Below are 19,662 nucleotides of genomic sequence, written 5' to 3' on the forward strand. Positions count from 1 at the left end.
CGGGGAAGGAGGTCGGCGTGGGTACCCGCACGGTCCTGCAGCAGTCCGACATCACGCGTGCTCTGACACGCATCGCACATGAGATCCTCGAGGCCAACCACGGCGCCTCGGACCTGGTGCTCCTCGGCATCCCGACCAGGGGAGCCGTCCTGGCCGACCGGCTCGGCGAGGTCCTCGCCGGCATCGAGCCCGACTGGGCCGGCGGGCAGCAGCGCGTCGGCACCCTCGACGTCACGCTCCACCGCGACGACCTCGGCCACGGCATCGGCCGGGCCCCGCACCGCACGGTGATCCCGGCGAGCGGCATCGACGGCAAGGTCGTCGTGCTCGTCGACGACGTCCTGTACTCCGGCCGCACGGTCCGGGCAGCGCTCGACGCCCTGCAGAACATCGGCCGTCCGCGTGCGGTCCGGCTCGCGGTCCTGGTCGACCGGGGCCACCGCGAGCTCCCCATCCGCGCGGACCACGTCGGCAAGAACCTGCCGACCGCGTCCGACGAGCGCGTCACGCTCCGCCTGACCGAGACGGACGGCGTCGACGAGGTCGTCATCGAACAACCCGAGCAGGGGGCCGACGCATGAGGCACCTGCTCTCCACCGCCGACCTCTCCCGCGCGGACGCCCTCGAGATCCTCGACGTCGCCGAGGAGATGGCCGAGGTCAACACGCGCGAGGTCAAGCGCCTGCCGGCCCTCCGCGGCAAGACCGTCGTGAACCTCTTCTTCGAGGACTCCACGCGCACCCGCATCTCCTTCGAGGCCGCCGCCAAGCGCCTCTCCGCCGACGTCATCAACTTCGCAGCGAAGGGCTCCAGCGTCTCCAAGGGCGAGTCGCTGAAGGACACCGTGCAGACCCTCGGCGCGATGGGCATCGACGGCATCGTGATGCGCCACGGGGCGTCCGGCGCGCCGCGGGTCCTGGCCGACGCCGACTGGATCGACGTCCCCGTGGTCAACGCGGGCGACGGCACCCACGAGCACCCGACCCAGGCGCTCCTCGACGCCTTCACGATGCGCCGCCGGCTCCACGGCAGCGCCTCCCGCGGGCAGGGCCTCGACGGCGTCCGCGTCCTCATCGTCGGTGACGTCCTGCACAGCCGCGTCGCCAGGAGCAACGCCTGGTTGCTCCGCACGCTCGGCGCGAGCGTCACCTTCGCCGCACCGCCGACCCTGCTCCCCGCGACCGAGCGCCCCTTCGGCGCCGCCGTCCACCACGACCTCGACACCGCCCTCGCCGAGGACCCCGACGTCGTGATGACGCTCCGCATCCAGCAGGAGCGCATGAACGACGCCTTCTTCCCGAACCCCCGCGAGTACACCCGCCACTGGGGCCTGACCGCCGCCCGCTTCGCCCGGTTGTCGGAGCGCACGCTGGTGATGCACCCCGGGCCGATGAACCGTGGGCTGGAGATCGCCGGCGTCGCCGCCGACTCGCCGGCATCGACGATCGTCGAACAGGTCGAGCACGGCGTCTCCGTCCGCATGGCCGTCCTGTACCTGGCCCTGACGGGCGCAGGCACCCCGTCCGCCACCGACCAGAAGGAGTCCGTCGCATGACCGCTCACCTCATCCGCGGCGCCCAGCTGGTCGACGGCTCGCGTGCCGACATCCGACTGGAGGCCGGGCGCATCACCGCGGTCGGGTCCGGTCTCGACGCGGCCGGGGCCACCACGGTGGACGCCGACGGCCTGATCGCCCTGCCTGGTCTCGTGGACCTGCACACGCACCTCCGCGAGCCCGGTCACGAGGAGTCCGAGACGGTCCTGTCCGGCTCGCGGGCGGCTGCCGCCGGCGGCTTCACCGCCGTCAACGCGATGGCGAACTCCAGCCCGGTCGCGGACACCGCCGGCGTGGTCGAGCAGGTCCAGGCCCTCGGCGACGACGCCGGCTACGTCACGGTCCGCCCGATCGGCGCCGTGTCCCAGGGGCTGCAGGGCACGCACCTGTCCGAGATCGGTGCGATGGCGACCTCCCGCGCGAAGGTCCGGGTCTTCTCCGACGACGGCTCGTGCGTGGCCGACCCGCTGCTGATGCGCCGGGCGCTGGAGTACATCAAGGGCTTCGGCGGCGTCCTGGCGCAGCACGCGCAGGAGCCCCGCCTGACCATCGGCGCGCAGATGAACGAGGGCCGCCTGTCCTCGGAGCTCGGGCTCGCCGGGTGGCCGGCCGTCGCCGAAGAGGCGATCATCGCCCGCGACGTCCTGCTCGCCGACCACGTCGGAGCACGACTGCACGTCTGCCACGTCTCGACCGCCGGCAGCGTCGAGGTCATCCGCTGGGCAAAGTCCCGCGGGATCGACGTCACGGCCGAGGTCACGCCGCACCACCTGGTGCTGACCGAGGACCTCATCGCCGGGGTCGACGGCGCCGCCGGGTACGACGCCCGCTACAAGGTGAACCCGCCGCTGCGTTCCCGCGAGGACGTCGACGCCCTGCGCGCCGCCCTGGCCGACGGCACGATCGACATCGTCGCCACCGACCACGCACCGCACACCGCCGAGGCGAAGTGCTGCGAGTGGCCGGCCGCCGCGAACGGCATGGTCGGGCTCGAGTCCGCGCTGAGCGTGGTGCACGCGGCGGTGGTCGAGGACGGTCGCCTCGAGTGGTCCGACGTCGCCCGCGTGCTCTCCAGCGCGCCGGCCCGCATCGGCCAGGTCGAGGGCCACGGGCACGCGATCGCCGAGGGAGCCCCGGCCGAGGTCACCCTGTACGACCCGAGCGCGGTCCGCGACTTCGCCGTGACCGACCTGGCGGGGCAGTCGCAGAACTCGCCGTACCTCGGGATGCGCCTGCCCGGACGGGTCGTCGCGACCTTCCACCAGGGCTACCCGACGCTCCTCGACGGCGCGCTCGTCGACCCCGACACCGTCGCAGCGGCGGCCCGCACCGCCGCACGTGCCGCCGAAGGGACCCGCGCATGAGCGGCGACGCCGCACGGTGGCTCCTCGGCGGGGTGATCCTGCTCGCCGTCGCCGCGCTGTTCGTGGCCATGGTGCGCACCTGGCGGACGCGGGTCAGGAAGCAGGCCGACACCGTGCCTCCCGTCGGTGTGCCGGCCGGCCTGTCACCGGCTGTCGGGTCCTGGGACGGCTTCACCGTCGCGACGACCCGCGCCGACCAGCCGCTGGAACGCATCACCGCGGGCGGACTCGGCTTCCGGGGCCGCGGCGGCGTGAGCGTCCACCCGACCGGCGTCGTCCTGCACCTGGCGGGGGAGACCGACCGCTGGATCGCCGCCGACCTGGTCCGCGGCGCCGACCGGGCGACCGCGGCCATCGACCGCGTCGTCGAACCAGGGGGGCTGGTGCGTCTGCGATGGACGGCGACCGGCGCCGCTGGTGCGACGGACCTCGACACCTACTTGCGGTTCCCGGAGGGCGACGCAGCCCCGCTGCACGCACTCCAGGAGCTGGCGACGAAGCACAACCACCCGCAGACCGCGGGCGAAGGGACGAACTCATGACACGCGAACGGGCCGTGCTGGTCCTCGAGGACGGCACCCGACACGACGGATGGGCGTACGGCGCCCGCGGACGCAGCCTCGGCGAGGTGGTGTTCGCGACCGGGATGACCGGCTACCAGGAGACGCTGACCGACCCGTCCTACGCCGGGCAGATCGTGGTGCAGACCGCGCCGCACATCGGCAACACCGGCGTCAACGACGAGGACCCCGAGTCCCGTCGCATCTGGGTGGCCGGCTACGTCGTCCGCGACCCCAGCCGCGTGGTGTCGAACCACCGCGCCACCGCGTCGCTCGACGACCACCTGGAGCGCGACGGCATCGTCGGCATCTCCGGGATCGACACCCGCGCCGTGACCCGTCGCATCCGTGACGCCGGCGCGATGAAGGGCGGCGTCTTCAGCGGCCCCGACGCCGCGCTGTCGCCCGACGAGCAGCTCACGCTGGTGCGGGAACAGGCCGACATGGCCGGGCAGAGCCTCTCCGCCGCGGTGTCGACCGACGCCGAGTACGTCGTCGACGCGGTCGGCGAGCAGATCGGCACGCTGGCCGTGCTCGACCTCGGCGTGAAGACGTCGACCACGCGCTACCTCGCCCAGCGCGGCTTCGAGGTGCACGTGCTGCCCCAGGACGTCACCGTCGAACGCCTCCGCGAGCTCGACCCCGACGCGCTGTTCTACTCGAACGGCCCCGGCGACCCGGCGGCCTCCGACGCGCAGGTCACCCTGCTGCAGGAGAGCCTGCGCGACGGCCGTCCGTTCTTCGGGATCTGCTTCGGCAACCAGCTGCTCGGCCGCGCACTCGGCTTCGGCACGTACAAGCTGCCGTTCGGGCACCGCGGCATCAACCAGCCCGTGCTCGACACCACGACGGGCAAGGTCGAGATCACGAGCCAGAACCACGGCTTCGCGGTCGACGCCCCCGTCGGTCAGGTCCTCGAGTCCCCGGTCGGCTTCGGCCGCGTCGAGGTCTCGCACTACTCGCTCAACGACGACGTGGTCGAGGGCCTCCGGGCGCTCGACATCCCCGCGTTCAGCGTGCAGTACCACCCCGAGGCCGCCGCCGGACCGCACGACAGCATGTACCTGTTCGACCGGTTCCGCGACATGGTCGTGGCGCGGAAGCACGGCGAGCCGCTCGACGCGGCGACCGCCGACGCCACGACTCCCGCAGCAGACATCACCAAGGAAGCGAACTGATGCCGAAGCGCTCTGACATCTCCTCCGTCCTCGTCATCGGCTCCGGCCCGATCGTGATCGGGCAGGCCGCCGAGTTCGACTACTCCGGCACCCAGGCCTGCCGCGTGCTCCGCGCCGAGGGCATCCGCGTGATCCTCGTCAACCCGAACCCGGCGACGATCATGACCGACCCGGACTTCGCCGACGCGACCTACATCGAGCCGATCACGAACGCCTCGCTCGAGGAGATCATCCGGATCGAGCAGCCGGACGCCGTCCTGCCGACGCTCGGCGGCCAGACCGCCCTGAACGCGGCGATCGCGCTCGACGAGGCCGGGATCCTCGAGAAGCACGGCGTCGAGCTCATCGGCGCCAAGGTCGACGCGATCCAGCGCGGTGAGGACCGCCAGCTCTTCAAGGAGCTCGTGCTGGAGTCCGGCGCGGACGTGGCCCGCAGCCACATCGCCCACACGCTGGAAGAGGCCAAGGAGTTCGCGAAGGACCTCGGCTACCCGCTCGTCGTCCGCCCGTCCTTCACCATGGGCGGACTCGGTTCCGGGTTCGCGTACAACGAGACCGAGCTCATCCGCTTCGTCGGGGACGGGCTGCAGTCGAGCCCGACGACCGAGGTCCTGCTCGAGGAGTCGATCCTCGGGTGGAAGGAGTACGAGCTCGAGCTCATGCGGGACAACGCCGACAACACGGTCGTCGTCTGCTCGATCGAGAACGTCGACCCGGTGGGCGTGCACACCGGCGACTCGATCACCGTCGCCCCCGCGCTGACGCTGACCGACCGCGAGTACCAGAACCTCCGCGACATCGGCATCGACATCATCCGCCGCGTCGGGGTCGACACCGGTGGGTGCAACATCCAGTTCGCCATCGACCCGGCGAACGGCCGCGTGATCGTCATCGAGATGAACCCGCGCGTGTCCCGGTCGAGCGCCCTGGCCTCGAAGGCGACGGGCTTCCCGATCGCGAAGATCGCCGCGAAGCTCGCCATCGGGTACCGCCTCGACGAGATCCAGAACGACATCACGCGGGTCACCCCGGCGAGCTTCGAGCCGACGCTCGACTACGTCGTCGTGAAGACCCCGCGCTTCGCGTTCGAGAAGTTCCCGGCCGCCGACGCCACGCTCACCACGACGATGAAGAGCGTCGGCGAGGCGATGGCCATCGGCCGCAACTTCGCCACCGCCATGCAGAAGTCGCTGCGCTCGCTCGAGAAGCGCGGGTCGAGCTTCCACTGGGACACCCCGGCCGCGGAGCTCGACAAGGACGCGCTGCTGGCGAAGTCCGCGATCCCGACCGACGGCCGCATCGTCACGGTGCAGCAGGCACTCGTCGCCGGTGCCACCGCGGCAGAGGTCTTCGACGCCACGAAGATCGACCCGTGGTTCGTCGACCAGATCGTGCTCATCAACGAGGTCGCCGAGGAGATCCGCGCCGCTGACTCCCTCGACGCGGACACGATCCGCTGGGCCAAGGAGCACGGCTTCAGCGACGTCCAGATCGCCTCGCTGCGCAGCACGACCGACCAGCCCGTCACCGAGCAGCAGGTCCGCGACACGCGGCACGAGCTCGGCATCCGCCCGGTCTTCAAGACGGTCGACACCTGCGCCGGTGAGTTCCCGGCACTGACGCCGTACCACTACTCGTCGTACGACGTCGAGACCGAGGTCGCGCCGAGCGACCGCAAGAAGGTCGTCATCCTCGGCTCCGGCCCGAACCGCATCGGGCAGGGCGTCGAGTTCGACTACTCCTGCGTGCACGCGTCCTTCGCGCTGAGCGACGCCGGGTTCGAGACGATCATGATCAACTGCAACCCCGAGACGGTGTCGACGGACTACGACACCTCGGACCGCCTGTACTTCGAGCCGCTCACCACCGAGGATGTCCTCGAGGTCATCGAGGCCGAAGCCGCCTCCGGTGAGCTCGTCGGCGTGGTCGTGCAGCTCGGCGGTCAGACGGCCCTCGGGCTCGCGAAGCCCCTCGAGGCGGCGGGCATCCCGATCCTCGGCACCACCCCGACCGCGATCGACTCCGCCGAGGAGCGCGGCCAGTTCTCCGCGATCCTCGACCAGGCCGGCCTGCTCGCGCCCCGCAACGGCACCGCGCACGACCTGGCGAGCGCCACCGGCATCGCCGAGGAGATCGGCTACCCGGTCCTCGTCCGCCCGTCGTACGTGCTCGGCGGCCGCGGGATGGAGATCGTCTACGACTCCACCGCGATGGCCGACTACTTCGGTCGGATGGCCGACCAGGCGATCATCGGCCCGGACCTGCCGCTGCTGGTTGACCGGTTCCTCGACGACGCGGTGGAGATCGACGTCGACGCGCTCTTCGACGGCGAGCGGCTCTACATCGGCGGCGTGATGGAGCACATCGAAGAGGCGGGCATCCACTCCGGCGACTCGTCCTGCACCCTCCCGCCCGTGGGCCTCGGCCGGAGCGAGATCCAGGCCGTGGTCGACGCCACCGAGAAGATCGCGCGGGGCATCGGCGTGCGCGGCATGCTCAACGTGCAGTTCGCCATCGCCGCCGGCGTGCTCTACGTCCTCGAGGCCAACCCGCGCGCCAGCCGCACGGTCCCGTTCGTCTCGAAGGCGCTCGGCATCGCCCTGGCGAAGGCCGCCGCACGGATCATGACGGGCACCTCGATCGCCGGGCTCGTCGACGAGGGCATGCTGCCCGCCCGCGACGGCGCGTTCGTGCCGGCGCAGGCACCGGTCGCCGTCAAGGAAGCCGTGCTGCCGTTCCGTCGCTTCCGCACCGCCGAGGGCCAGGTCGTCGACTCGGTCCTCAGCCCCGAGATGCGCTCCACCGGCGAGGTCATGGGCATCGACCGCGACTTCCCGCGGGCGTTCCTGAAGAGCCAGGAGGCCGCCTACGGTGGGCTCCCGACGAGCGGCACGGTGTTCGTGAGCGTCGCGGACACCGACAAGCGCGCGATCGTCCTGCCGGTGCACCGCCTGCAGCAGCTCGGCTTCACGATCACCGCGACCGAGGGCACCGCCGAGGTGCTCCGCCGCAACGGGATCATGGTCGACGTGGTCGGCAAGTACAGCCAGGGCGGCGAGAGCGTCGTCGACCTGCTCGCCCGCAACGAGGTCGACATCGTGATCAACACCCCGTCGGGTGCCTCCGGTCGCGCCGACGGCTACGAGATCCGCGCGGCCACGGTCGCCGCGGACAAGCCGCTGTTCACGACGATCGCCCAGCTCGGTGCCGCCGTCGCGGCCATCGAGACGATCGGCACGCCGCACAGCGTGCGCAGCCTGCAGGACTACGCGCTCGAGCGGGCGGGCTGGTGACGGGCCGACTCGACACCGCAGACCGGTCAGGAGGCTCGGAGCCGTTCGGCGTCCGGCTCGCGGCCGCCATCGGGTCGCGGTCCGCACTGTGCGTCGGCATCGACCCCCACGCCGCCACCCTGGCGGCGTGGGGGCTCGGCCGTGACGAGGCCGGGCTGACCGCGTTCGGCCGCGTCCTCGTGGACGCGGCCGCCGGCCGAGCAGCGGTGGTGAAGCCGCAGGTCGCGTTCTTCGAGGCCGCTGGCGTGGCTGGCTACCGCGCGCTCGACGCGACGATCCGTCGGGCACGGGATGCGGGCCTCCTGGTCGTCGCCGACGTCAAGCGCGGCGACATCGGGTCGACGGGGGACGACTACGCCACCGCGTGGATCGACGCCGACGGGCCGTTCGCGGCCGACGCGATGACGGTGTCGCCGTACCTCGGGTACGGCTCCCTGCGTGGGACGCTCGACGTCGCGCGGCGGAACGGCGCCGGCGTGTTCGTGCTGGCCGCGACGAGCAACCCCGAGGCGCGCGTGCTGCAGACCGCGGTGCTCGCCGAGGGACCGCGTGCCGGGCGGAGCGTCGCTGCCGGTATCGTTCTCGACGTGGCAGACGACAACGCGGCCGTGGACGACCAGGCCATCGGCGACGTGGGGCTGGTGCTCGGCGCGACCCTCGACCTGACGGACTTCGGCATCGGCGCCGACGAGATCGGGAACGCACCCGTGCTCGCCCCCGGGTTCGGTGCGCAGGGCGCCCGGATCGAGGACCTCCGCGCGCTGTACGGCTCGCGCGCCGAGCAGGTGCTCGTGAGCGAGTCCCGCGGGCTGCTGACCGACGGCCCGGACGGCGTCGTGGCGCTCGTGACCGACCGTGCCGAGCGCATCCAGGCGGCCCTGGCATGAGCGACGACTCCGGGGCACTGCCCGCGCACCGCACGCCGCCCGAGGTGGACCGTGCCGCAGCGGCACGCGCCGCCGTCGCTGCCCGCCGCGCCCGTGCTGCGGTGAAGGCCGCCGTCGCGTCGGGGGAGCGGTCGGCACTCGACGTCGCCCGCACCGCCTGGAGCGACGCCGAGGCCCCGGCGGAGAAGTCCCTGCGGGTCCGCGACCTGCTGACCAGCCTGAACGGCATCGGTCCGGCCCGCGCCGAGACCATCATGGGCTCGCTGCGGATCGCGCCGTCGAAGCGGCTCGGCGGGCTCGGCACCCGGCAGCGGACGGCGCTCTCCGACTGGCTCGCCGCGCGCGGACGGAAGCGCGGCGTGTCGAAGCTCGTCGTGCTCGCCGGCCCCACCGCCGTCGGCAAGGGGACCGTCTCCGCGTACATCCGCGAGCAGTACCCCGAGGTGAACCTCAGCGTCTCCGCGACCACCAGGAAGCCGCGGCCCGGCGAGGTCGACGGCGTGCACTACTACTTCGTCGACGACGCGGAGTTCGACCGGATGATCCGCGAGCGCGAACTGCTCGAGTGGGCCACCGTGCACAACTCCTACCGGTACGGCACCCCGCGTCCGCCGATCGACCGTGCGCTCGACGCCGGCGACAAGGTGATGCTCGAGATCGACCTGCAGGGCGCCCGGCAGGTCCGCGACGCCATGCCCGAGGCGGTCCTGGTGTTCCTGCTGCCCCCGACGTGGGACGAACTGGTCCGCCGCCTGATCGGTCGGGGCACCGAGTCGTCCGAGGAACAGGCCCGTCGACTCGAGACGGCGAAGGTCGAACTGGCCGCGCAGGACGAGTTCGACGTGCGGATCGTGAACTCGGACGTCGGCACGGCGGCACGCGAGGTCGTAGACTTGTTCACTGCGCCCTAGCCGGGAGCGCACCGTCCCGCTCGGGACGGCACATCGTGCCCGTCGGGCACGACACCACGTGGACTGGAGACACCATGGCCAACCCCCAGGGCATCATCGACCCGCCCATCGACGACCTGCTGTCCAAGGTCGAGTCGAAGTACGCGCTCGTCATCTTCGCCTCGAAGCGCGCCCGCCAGATCAACGACTACTACGCCGACCTGCACGAGGGCTCGCTCTTCGACAACGTCGGCCCGCTCGTCGACTCCACGATCGACGACAAGCCGCTGTCGGTGGCCCTCCACGAGATCAACGAGGACAAGCTCACCGTCACCAAGCAGCAGCCGCAGCCCACCGTCTGAGCCCGGTGACGTCCAGCACGCTGCGCCTGTTCACGTCCGAGTCGGTGACCGAGGGGCACCCCGACAAGATCTGCGACCAGATCTCGGACACGATCCTCGACGCCCTGCTCGCGGTCGACCCGCACGCGCGGGTCGCGGTCGAGACGATGGTGACGACCGGTCTCGTGCACGTCGCTGGTGAGGTCACCACGTCGGGCTACGTCGAGATCCCCAAGCTGGTCCGTGACGTGATCACGGGCATCGGGTACAACTCCTCCGAGGTCTCCTTCGACGGCGCCACGTGCGGTGTCGAGGTCTCGATCGGTGCGCAGTCGCCCGACATCGCGCAGGGCGTGGACGAGTCGCTGGACTCCCGCTCCGGCGCCGGTGTCGACCCGTTGGACCGCCAGGGTGCCGGCGACCAGGGCATCATGTTCGGCTTCGCGACGAACGAGACCCCGGAGTACATGCCCGTCGCCATCTGGCTGGCGCACAGGCTCGCCGAGCGCCTGTCCGCCGTGCGGAAGTCCGGGGAGCTCACGTTCCTGCGGCCCGACGGCAAGACCCAGGTCACGGTCGGGTACGACGGCGTCGTGCCGAAGAGCGTGGAGACCGTCGTCGTGTCGACGCAGCACTCCCCGAACGTGACGCTCGACGAGCTCACCGCGGCGATCACCGAGCACGTGATCCGTCCGGTCCTGGACCAGGTGGAGCTCGACTCCTCGCACGTCGAGGTCATCGTGAACCCGACCGGCCGGTTCGAGATCGGCGGGCCCCAGGGTGACGCCGGCCTCACCGGACGCAAGATCATCGTCGACACCTACGGTGGGGCGTCCCGGCACGGTGGTGGCGCGTTCAGCGGCAAGGACCCGTCCAAGGTCGACCGGTCGGCGGCGTACGCGCTGCGCTGGGTCGCGAAGAACGCGGTCGCTGCGGGGCTCGCGGACCGGCTCGAGGTCCAGGTCGCGTACGCGATCGGCCGCGCGAAGCCCGTCGGGCTGTACGTCGAGACGTTCGGCACGGGGCACGTCGACGACGCGGTCATCGAGGCCGCGATCCGTCAGGTGTTCGACCTGCGTCCGGCCGCGATCATCCGTGACCTCGACCTGCTCAAGCCGCGGTACGCGCAGACGGCGACGTACGGCCACTTCGGTCGCGAGCTCCCCGGGTTCACGTGGGAGCAGCTCGACCGTGTCGACGCTCTCCGCCAGGCCGCAGGACTCGTCGCCGCCACCGTCTGAGTGACCGCGTGACCACCGTCGCGCGCGTCGTCCTCGACTCGCCGCTCCCGCAGCTCGACCGGCTGTTCGACTACCGGGTACCGGCCGAGCACGAGGACACGTGCGTGCCCGGGGTCCGCGTGAAGGTCCCGCTGCGCACCGGCGCGCGGATGTCGGACGCCTACGTCATCGAGGTCGTCGAGGACGGTCCAGGGGCGCCGGGTGGCGCGTTCCCCGGCGAGCTGAGCGCCATCGAGACGCTCGTCAGCCCGGTGCCGGTGCTCGCGCCGGAGATCTGGACGCTGGCGCGCGCCGTGGCCGACCGGGCCGCCGGCGTGGCGAGCGACGTGCTCCGGCTCGCGGTGCCGACGCGGCAGGTCCGGGTCGAGAAGGCCTGGCTCGCGCGCGACCCCGACCACGTGCCGCCGCCGGTCGAGGCCCCCGCGGTGACCGGGTACGGCCCCGGGGTGCTCGAGGGCATCCTCACAGCGAACCAGCGTGCCGCCGTCGCCGCGATCCCACACCCCGTACAGCTGCCGGCACCGCCACCTGCCGACGCGGAGGCCGAAGCACCCGCCGATGCGCCCGCCGACCCCGCCTGGGTCCCCGGCTGGGCACTGACCCTCGCCGAGGCCGCCGCCCGCACCCTGGCCACCGAGCGGTCCGCCGTCATCGCCGTGCCGGACTTCCGCGACCTCACCGACCTGGAGCGCGCCCTGCACGCCCTGGTCCCCGCCGAGCGGGTGGTCCGCTTCGACGCCAAGCAGTCGAACGGGCAGCGCGCGAAGGCCCTGCTGCAGGCCCGCACGCACCCGGTCGTCGCGATCGGCAACCGCACGGCGATGTACGCGCCGGCCACCGACCTCGGGCTCATCGCGATGTGGGACGACGGCGACGCGTCCTTCATCGAGCCCCGCGCGCCCTACGTACACACCCGCGACGTCGCCCTGGTCCGCGCGGCGCAGTCGGGTGCCGCACTGCTGTTCCTCTCGCACGCGCGGAGCACCGACGTGCAGCGCCTGGTCGAGCTGCACTGGCTCGACGACGTGACGCCGCTCCGGGCCGCGGTGCCGAAGGTCATCCCGACGGCGCAGCAGGTCAGCGCCGAGGGCTTCGCAGCGCAGGCGCGCATCCCGAGCAGCGCCTGGCGTGCCGCACGGGAGGCCAGCCGCACCGGCCCTGTGCTCGTGCAGGTCGCCAACCCGGGCTTCGGCACCGGGCTGGTCTGCGCCGACTGCGGGGAGCGCGCGCACTGCCGAGTGTGCGGAGGACCCCTCGGCAGCCCGACGCACGGCGCCGTTCCCCAGTGCCGGTTCTGCGGCGCCCTCGCGGCCGGGTACCGCTGTCCGACGTGTGGCGGCGGCAAGCTCAAGGCCGTCGGCCAGGGAGCACAGCGCACCGCCGACGAACTCGGCCGGGCGTTCCCGGGCACGCGCATCATCGTCGCGGACGGCTCCCGCCCGATCGACGAGGTCCCGGCACGCCCGGCGGTCGTCGTGGCCACCCGCGGAGCCGAGCCGTCGACACCCGGCGGCTACGCCTGCGTGCTGCTCCTCGACGGCGAGAAGATGCTCGGGCGCGAAGGTCTCCGGGTGCAAGAGGAAGTGCTGCGCTTCTGGACGAACGCGGCCGCCAAGGGCGCTCCCGGGGCTGAGGCCTACCTCGTCGGCATCGGCGGGTCACTGGCGACCGCGATGGCGCTGTGGCGCCTCGACACGCCCGCCCACGACGAACTCGTCGACCGTCGCGAGCTGATGTTCCCGCCGGCGGTCCGTGTCGCGACGCTCACCGGGACGGAAGAGGCGGTGACCGCAGCGGTCGAGGCCCTCGGGGAAGCGCCCGTCGGGCCGGTGCTCGGACCGGTCCCCGTTGACGACCCCGTGCCCGGCACGGTCCGGGCGATCGTGCGATTCCCGTACGCCCACGGCACCGAGGTCGCTGCGACGCTCAAGGCCGAGGTCATCCGCCGGTCATCGACACGGCGGGTGCTCCCGGGCGGCAACCGCCGACGAGCCGCACCCACACTGCGGGCGCGGCTCGACGACGCGGAGCCGTTCGCCGAGGTCTGAGACGACTCAGGCGGTGGTGGTGCGGTCGCGGCGCTGACGCCCGTCCGGCCGCGGCAGGAACACGCCGAGGGCGACCATGCCGCCGGCGAGCAGCAGGTGCAGCCAGTTGTCGGCCGTGTTCAGCGGCACGAAGTTCGCGGCGGACGCGTGGTCGGCCGTGAAGAGCCCGTAGACGAACAGCACCAGGTAGACGATGCCGCCGATCACCAGGTAGCTGCGCGAGCCGACGGCGCTCCGGGCGGCGGCCAGCCCGACGATGCCGAAGAGCAGGTGCACGATGTTGTGCAGGACCGAGACCTGGAACAGCCCGAGCAGCATCGCCATCGAGCCGTGCCCGGCGCCGCCGAGGTCGCCGGTCGTGATGCCGGGGACGAACCCGGCGATCCCGACGACCAGGAACACGAGGCCCACGACGAGGGTGGCCTTCTGGATGGTGGAACCGGCGTACCGGTTGGTGGAGGTGGTGATGTCTGCCATGAGCGGGACCGTACGCACATCGCTCGCGGCTGGTTCCGTGACGGCACCCACCTGCGCCGGACGGACAGCCGCTGACCGCCCGGCACCCGCGCGGCATGGGAGGATCGGACTCATGCGTCTCGTCGTCGCCGGCAGCCCCGCTGCGGCCGTCCCCACCCTCCGTCGGCTCGCGGCGTCCGACCACGAGATCGCCGCGGTGCTGACGCGTCCGCCGACGCCACAGGGCCGCAAGCGCGTGCTCACCCCGACGCCCGTCGCCCAGGCCGCCGCGGAGCTCGGGCTCCCCGTGCTCGAGGCCGCCCGAGTCGACGACGAGGTCACCCGCCGCATCGCCGAGCTGGACGTCGACCTCGGCGTCATCGTCGCCTACGGCGCCCTGCTCCGCCGAGCGGCACTCGACACCCCTCGCCACGGCTGGGTCAACCTGCACTTCTCCGACCTGCCGGCGTACCGCGGCGCCGCACCCGTCCAGCGTGCCGTGATGGCGGGCGACACCCGGACCGCCGCCACGGTGTTCCAGCTCGTGGAGGCGCTCGACGCCGGCCCCGTGTTCGTCAGCGAACCGTTCGCCATCGACGCCGAGGCCACGGCGGGCGAGGTGCTGGCCGCCATGGCCGACACCGGCGCCGAGGTCGTCGCCCGGGTCGTCGACGCCATCGCGGACGGCAGCGCCACCGCCACGGAGCAGGTCGGCGAGCCGACCACCGCCCCGAAGACCACCATCGAGGACGGTCACGTCGACTTCGCCGCGCCGGCCGCCGCGGTCCACGCCCACATCCGCGGCGTGACGCCGGAGCCGGGCGCCTTCGCGCACCTGGGGGAGACCCGCGTCAAGCTCCTGCACGCCCACCGGGTCCACCAGACCGACCAGCCGGGAGGCCCGGGGGACCCCGCCTCGTCGCTCGCCCCCGGCGCGCTGGCCGTCCAGGGCGGCGCGCTCCTCGTCGGGACCGCCGACGAGCCGCTCGTGCTGGCCCGGGTGCAGCCGGCCGGCAAGACGGCGATGGACGCCGCCGCCTGGGCCCGTGGCCTCGGTCAGCTCGACGGGAAGGTCCTCGCATGACCCCCCACCAGCAGCGGCAGCACCGCCCCGAGACCCGCACCGTCCGCGGCCCGAGTGCGCGCCGGGTCGCCTTCGACGTCATCCGGGCCGTGCAGGTCGACGACGCCTACGCCAACCTCCTGCTCCCGACGCGCATCCGCCGCGCCGCGCTCTCGGCGCGGGACGCCGGCTTCGCGACGGAGCTCACCTACGGCACGATCCGGATGATCGGCCGGTACGACGCCGTGGTCGAGGCCGCCTCCGGTCGGAAGGTCGGCAACGTCGAGGCCGACGTGCTCGACGTCCTGCGCCTCGGGGTCCACCAGCTGCTCGCGATGCGCACACCCACGCACGCTGCCGTCTCCGCCACCGTCGAGCTCACCCGCGAGGTCGGTGCCCACCGCGCCACCGGGTTCGTGAACGCCGTGATGCGCAAGGTCGCCGCGAAGACGCCCGAGGAGTGGGACACCGAGATCACCCGGGGCCTGTCCGGGGACGAACTCCTCGCCACGCGGTGGTCACACCCGGCGTGGGTCATCGCCTCGCTGCGGGACGCCCTGGCTGCCGAGCGCTCCCGCGACGAACTCGTGGCGCTGCTCGCCGCCGACGACGTTGCTCCCCGCGTCCAGCTCGCCGCGCTGCCCGGACTCGCGACGGACGACGACCTGCGCACCGCGACCACGGCCGTGGAGCCCGCCGACGCCGAGCCGCAGGCCGACGACGCGACCGGTGCCGAGCCTTCCGTCCCGGCCGAGGCAGCCGACGTCGTGGCCGACGCCGACGCGCTGCCGGTGTCGCCCGTCGGCATCCGCGGTGTGACCGGGGACCCCGCCCGCGTGCCGGGCATCGCGGCCGGACGGCTCCGCGTGCAGGACGAGGGCTCGCAGCTCGCCGCACTGGCGCTGAGCCGGTCCTCGGCGATCCAGCCGGGGGAGCGGTGGCTCGACCTCTGTGCCGGACCCGGCGGCAAGGCCGCGCTGCTCGCGGCCGAGGCCGCACAGGCCGGCGCGACCCTCGTCGCGAACGAACTCGTGCCGGCGCGTGTCGGACTGGTGCGGAAGGCCCTCGCGGCGTTCGGCGACACCGTCAGCGTCGTCGAGGGGGACGCCCGCCGGTACGGCCAGGACGGCTCCGGCGTCCGCTACGACCGCGTGCTCCTCGACGCCCCGTGCACCGGCCTCGGCGCGCTCCGTCGGCGCCCGGAGGCCCGCTGGCGCAAGGTCCCCGAAGACGTGCAGGAGCTCGCGGTGCTGCAGACCGAGCTGCTCGACGCCGCGGTGCGGGTGCTCGCACCCGGCGGCACGCTCGCGTACGTCACGTGCTCGCCGCACCTCGCCGAGACCCGCGGGCAGGTCGACGCGCTGATGCGCCGGCACGGGGACCTGCTCGAGCAGGTCGACACCGCGTCGGTGGTCCGCTCGGTCGCCGCACGGGACCCACAGGTCGCGGACGGCATGACGGCGCAGCTCTGGCCACACCGGGTCGGGACCGACGCGATGTTCATCGCGCTGTTCCGCCGCCGGTGACGCGGCCGGTCACTCCATCCGGAAGTCGAAGCCGTCGTTGCTGGCCAGCCGACCCGCGGCGCGGACGAAGCGCAGCCCCTTGCCCAGGGTCCCGTCGGCGGTCGTGACGTTCTGGTCCTCGGCCTCGCGGATGCGCCAGGCGAGGTCCGTGCCGCGGGCGTCGTAGGCGACCCGCTCCATCGCCTCGACCACCCGGCGCTCGGCGACGGCGTCGACCTGCCGTGCGGTCGGCACCGGCTCGTCGGTGGGGACCGTGTCGTCCGGGTCCTCGGTGGGCTCGCCGCTCCGGGCGGCGGTCAGCAGCACCGTGCCGGTGGCCGCCACGCCCGCGAGGGCGTCGGCGTGGGTCAGTCCGAGCCCGCCGGACATGACCAGCTCGATGTCCACGGTCACCGGCGTGCCGTGGTCGAGCCGGGTCAGCCGGACCTGTCCGCGGCCGCCCCCGTTCTCCCAGCGCACCGCGTCGCCGTGGGACAGGAAGAGCGCGAAGTCCATGACCTCGAGCACGTCCTCGAGCTCGCGGATCACGTCGGGCAGCGGTGCGCCGGCGTCCGGGGCGAACACGACCCGCACGAGGATGGACTCCGGCCCCACATCCGTCATGGTCGCAGCCTAGGGGGGCCCGCCGAGCGCCGGTAGGGTTGTCGGGTGACGATCCGCATCTCGCCGAGCATCCTGTCCGCCGACTTCGCGAACCTCGAGCGCGAGCTCGGGCGCATCGCCACCGCCGACCTGGTGCACGTCGACGTGATGGACAACCACTTCGTGCCGAACCTGACGCTCGGGCTGCCGGTCGTCGAGCGCCTGCAGCAGGTCTCGCCGGTGCCGCTCGACGTCCACCTGATGATCACGGACGCCGACACCGAGGCCCCGAAGTACGCCGAGCTCGGGGTGTCGAGCGTGACCTTCCACCTCGAGGCGGCGACCGACCCGGTGGCGACGGCCGCGGCGATCCGGTCGAACGGCGCTCGTGCCGCGGTCGCGGTGAAGCCCGGCACGCCGATCACGCCCGTGCTCGCGCACCTCGACGCCTACGACATGATCCTGCTCATGACGGTCGAGCCCGGGTTCGGTGGCCAGTCCTTCATGCCCGAGGTGATGCCGAAGCTCGCCGACGCCCGTGCCGCCGTCGACGCCTCCGGTCTCGACGTCTGGCTCGAGGTCGACGGCGGCATCGCGGTCGACACCGTTCCCCAGGTCGTCCGGAGCGGGGCGGACACCCTGGTCGCCGGTTCCGCGGTCTACGGCGGCGACCCCGAGTCCCGCATCCGTGACCTCCGCGAAGCGGCGCAGCGTGCGCTCGCGGGACGGTAGCCTGGTCCCGTGAAGACGTTCGACGAGCTGTTCGCGGAGCTGACCGAGAAGGCCGCATCGCGCCCCGAGGGCTCCGGCACCGTCGCCGAACTGGATGCCGGCGTGCACCAGATCGGCAAGAAGATCGTGGAAGAGGCCGCCGAGGTCTGGATGGCCGCCGAGTACGAGGGCGACGTCCGCACGGCCGAGGAGATCTCGCAGCTCGTGTACCACCTGCAGGTGCTCATGGTCGCGAAGGGCCTCACCCCGGCGGACGTCTGGCGACATCTGTGACGCGCTGACCAGTCGCCGACCTCCACCAGAAAGCAGACCACCTGATGCTGCGCATCGCCGTGCCCAACAAGGGCTCGCTCTCCGAGACCGCCTCCGAGATGCTGCGGGAGGCCGGCTACGCCGGTCGTCGTGACCCAAAGGCCCTCCACCTGATCGACGAGCGCAACGGCGTGGAGTTCTTCTTCCTCCGTCCGCGTGACATCGCCACGTACGTGGGCTCCGGGGCGCTCGACGTCGGCATCACCGGCCGCGACCTGCTCCTCGACTCGGGGTCCCAGGCGCGCGAGGTCGACGCCCTCGGGTTCGCCGACTCGACCTTCCGCTTCGCGGGCACGCCAGGACGGTACAGCTCGCTGCAGGACCTCGACGGGGTCCGCGTCGCGACGAGCTACCCGGGGCTGGTGGGGGAGTTCCTCGGTCGTCACGGCGTGACCGCCACGCTCGTGCAGCTCGACGGTGCCGTCGAGAGCGCCGTCCGGCTCGGGGTCGCAGACGCGGTCGCCGACGTCGTCTCGACGGGCAGCACCCTGCGCCAGGCGGGCCTGGAGATCTTCGGTCCGGTCATCCTCGAGTCGACCGCGCTGCTCATCTCCACCGACGAGACCATCCCCGGCATCGACGTGCTCCGTCGTCGGCTGCAGGGCGTGCTCGTCGCCCGCGGCTACGTGATGCTCGACTACGACATCCCGACCGACCTGCTCGAGCAGGCGACCGCGATCGCCTCGGGCATCGAGTCCCCGACGGTCTCGCCGCTGCACGGACGCGACTGGTCCGCCGTCCGCGTGATGATCCCGCGCGACGACGCCAACCTCATCATGGACGCGCTCTACGACCTCGGCGCCCGCGCCATCCTCGTGAGCCCCATCCACGCCGCACGACTGTGAGCACCGCCGTGGGCGGCACCCGTGGCGGCGTCGCGGTCCGCGTCGTCCCGTGCCTCGACGTCTCCGGCGGCCGGGTGGTCAAGGGCGTCAACTTCCTCGACCTGCAGGACGCCGGTGACCCGGTCGAGCTCGCCGCGCGCTACTACGAGCAGGGTGCTGACGAGCTGACCTTCCTCGACGTCGGGGCCACGGTGGAGAACCGCTCGACGATGTACGACACGGTCACCAGGACGGCCGAGCAGGTCTTCATCCCGCTCACCGTCGGCGGTGGCGTGCGCAGCGTGGACGACGTGTCCCGACTGCAGCAGTGCGGCGCCGACAAGATCGGCGTCAACAGCGCGGCGATCGCCCGGCCCGAGCTCGTCGGGGAGATCGCCGACCGCTTCGGCGCGCAGGCCGTGGTGCTCTCGCTCGACGTCAAGCGCTCGGAGCGCACCGCCTCGGGCTTCGTCGTGACGACCCACGGCGGCCGCACGGAGACCGACGTCGACGCGGTCGCGTGGGCCCGCGAGGCCGTCGAGCGGGGCGCCGGTGAGCTGCTCGTGAACTCGATCGACGCCGACGGCACGAAGAACGGCTTCGACCTCGACCTCGTGCGCGCCGTCCGCGCCGTGTCGACCGTGCCGGTGATCGCCTCGGGCGGTGCCGGGCGGGTCGAGCACTTCGCGCCGGCCGTCGACGCCGGTGCCGACGCCGTGCTCGCCGCCAGCGTGTTCCACCGCGCGGAGATGACCATCGGCGACGTCAAGGACGCCCTGCGGGAGTCCGGGCACGCCGTACGCTAGGAGC

The 19,662-nt window shown here is 72.7% G+C and carries 19 protein-coding genes; 17 read left to right on the plus strand and 2 right to left on the minus strand.

Translation table 11 applies throughout. The annotated features are described in order from the left end of the window. Positions 1-17 precede the first annotated feature (17 nt). The 11 genes from pyrR to ITJ54_RS01270 all read left to right on the plus strand — a co-directional run bounded on the left by pyrR (position 18) and on the right by ITJ54_RS01270 (position 13,357). Positions 18-581: a bifunctional pyr operon transcriptional regulator/uracil phosphoribosyltransferase PyrR gene (pyrR, locus tag ITJ54_RS01220; protein WP_194625530.1), complete on the plus strand. Its 564-nt coding sequence runs from the start codon at positions 18-20 to the stop codon at positions 579-581. After that, complete coding sequence (locus ITJ54_RS01225) at positions 578-1,555, plus strand: aspartate carbamoyltransferase catalytic subunit (RefSeq protein WP_194625531.1); 978 nt, start codon at positions 578-580, stop codon at positions 1,553-1,555. Before pyrR ends, ITJ54_RS01225 begins: the two co-directional genes overlap by 4 nt. Next, positions 1,552-2,919, plus strand: coding sequence for a dihydroorotase (locus tag ITJ54_RS01230; protein ID WP_194625532.1), 1,368 nt, complete (start codon positions 1,552-1,554; stop codon positions 2,917-2,919). Before ITJ54_RS01225 ends, ITJ54_RS01230 begins: the two co-directional genes overlap by 4 nt. After that, complete coding sequence (locus tag ITJ54_RS01235) at positions 2,916-3,461, plus strand: hypothetical protein (RefSeq protein WP_194625533.1); 546 nt, start codon at positions 2,916-2,918, stop codon at positions 3,459-3,461. The genes ITJ54_RS01230 and ITJ54_RS01235 overlap by 4 nt, the downstream gene beginning before the upstream one ends. After that, entirely contained in the window at positions 3,458-4,657 is a 1,200-nt protein-coding gene (gene carA / locus ITJ54_RS01240; protein WP_194625534.1) for a glutamine-hydrolyzing carbamoyl-phosphate synthase small subunit, read from the plus strand. Before ITJ54_RS01235 ends, carA begins: the two co-directional genes overlap by 4 nt. After that, entirely contained in the window at positions 4,657-7,950 is a 3,294-nt protein-coding gene (carB, locus tag ITJ54_RS01245; RefSeq protein ID WP_194625535.1) for a carbamoyl-phosphate synthase large subunit, read from the plus strand. Before carA ends, carB begins: the two co-directional genes overlap by 1 nt. Then, on the plus strand, positions 7,947-8,837 hold the full coding sequence (gene pyrF, locus ITJ54_RS01250) for an orotidine-5'-phosphate decarboxylase (RefSeq protein WP_194625536.1): 891 nt from the start codon (positions 7,947-7,949) through the stop codon (positions 8,835-8,837). The genes carB and pyrF overlap by 4 nt, the downstream gene beginning before the upstream one ends. Then, complete coding sequence (gmk, locus tag ITJ54_RS01255; RefSeq protein ID WP_194625537.1) at positions 8,834-9,748, plus strand: guanylate kinase; 915 nt, start codon at positions 8,834-8,836, stop codon at positions 9,746-9,748. The genes pyrF and gmk overlap by 4 nt, the downstream gene beginning before the upstream one ends. Positions 9,749-9,822: 74 nt before the next feature. Further along, positions 9,823-10,089: a DNA-directed RNA polymerase subunit omega gene (gene rpoZ / locus ITJ54_RS01260; protein WP_056124209.1), complete on the plus strand. Its 267-nt coding sequence runs from the start codon at positions 9,823-9,825 to the stop codon at positions 10,087-10,089. Between the two features lie 5 nt (positions 10,090-10,094). After that, positions 10,095-11,309, plus strand: a complete 1,215-nt coding sequence (metK, locus tag ITJ54_RS01265; RefSeq protein WP_194625538.1) for a methionine adenosyltransferase — start codon at positions 10,095-10,097, stop codon at positions 11,307-11,309. 8 nt (positions 11,310-11,317) lie between these two features. Continuing rightward, positions 11,318-13,357, plus strand: coding sequence for a primosomal protein N' (locus ITJ54_RS01270; protein WP_323741551.1), 2,040 nt, complete (start codon positions 11,318-11,320; stop codon positions 13,355-13,357). 6 nt (positions 13,358-13,363) lie between these two features. On the opposite strand, the gene ITJ54_RS01275 is transcribed toward ITJ54_RS01270, so the two are convergent. Further along, positions 13,364-13,834, minus strand: a complete 471-nt coding sequence (locus tag ITJ54_RS01275; protein ID WP_194625539.1) for a DUF4383 domain-containing protein — start codon at positions 13,832-13,834, stop codon at positions 13,364-13,366. 112 nt (positions 13,835-13,946) lie between these two features. On the opposite strand from ITJ54_RS01275, the gene fmt reads away from it, so the two are divergent. Continuing rightward, on the plus strand, positions 13,947-14,897 hold the full coding sequence (fmt, locus tag ITJ54_RS01280) for a methionyl-tRNA formyltransferase (RefSeq protein WP_194625540.1): 951 nt from the start codon (positions 13,947-13,949) through the stop codon (positions 14,895-14,897). Then, positions 14,894-16,402, plus strand: coding sequence for an RsmB/NOP family class I SAM-dependent RNA methyltransferase (locus tag ITJ54_RS01285; protein ID WP_194625541.1), 1,509 nt, complete (start codon positions 14,894-14,896; stop codon positions 16,400-16,402). Before fmt ends, ITJ54_RS01285 begins: the two co-directional genes overlap by 4 nt. A gap of 9 nt (positions 16,403-16,411) precedes the next feature. Here ITJ54_RS01285 and ITJ54_RS01290 read toward each other — a convergent pair whose 3' ends face one another. After that, positions 16,412-17,005: a hypothetical protein gene (locus tag ITJ54_RS01290; protein WP_194625542.1), complete on the minus strand. Its 594-nt coding sequence runs from the start codon at positions 17,003-17,005 to the stop codon at positions 16,412-16,414. A 45-nt stretch (positions 17,006-17,050) separates the two neighbouring features. Here ITJ54_RS01290 and rpe point away from each other — a divergent pair, with 45 nt between their 5' ends. From rpe to hisF, 4 genes are read left to right on the plus strand one after another with little or no spacing between them, the layout of a single operon-like run. Continuing rightward, the gene (gene rpe / locus ITJ54_RS01295) at positions 17,051-17,716 is read left to right on the plus strand and encodes a ribulose-phosphate 3-epimerase (RefSeq protein ID WP_194625543.1); all 666 of its coding nucleotides are present in this window, start codon (positions 17,051-17,053) and stop codon (positions 17,714-17,716) included. 9 nt (positions 17,717-17,725) lie between these two features. After that, positions 17,726-17,989, plus strand: coding sequence for a phosphoribosyl-ATP diphosphatase (locus tag ITJ54_RS01300; RefSeq protein ID WP_071275117.1), 264 nt, complete (start codon positions 17,726-17,728; stop codon positions 17,987-17,989). 44 nt (positions 17,990-18,033) lie between these two features. After that, the gene (gene hisG, locus ITJ54_RS01305) at positions 18,034-18,873 is read left to right on the plus strand and encodes an ATP phosphoribosyltransferase (RefSeq protein WP_194625544.1); all 840 of its coding nucleotides are present in this window, start codon (positions 18,034-18,036) and stop codon (positions 18,871-18,873) included. Beyond that, positions 18,870-19,658 (plus strand): imidazole glycerol phosphate synthase subunit HisF, encoded by a 789-nt coding sequence (hisF, locus tag ITJ54_RS01310; protein WP_323741552.1) that lies wholly within the window; start codon positions 18,870-18,872, stop codon positions 19,656-19,658. Before hisG ends, hisF begins: the two co-directional genes overlap by 4 nt. Positions 19,659-19,662: the final 4 nt, after the last annotated feature.

This window comes from Curtobacterium sp. VKM Ac-2865 (assembly GCF_015350905.1).
GTDB lineage: Bacteria > Actinomycetota > Actinomycetes > Actinomycetales > Microbacteriaceae > Curtobacterium.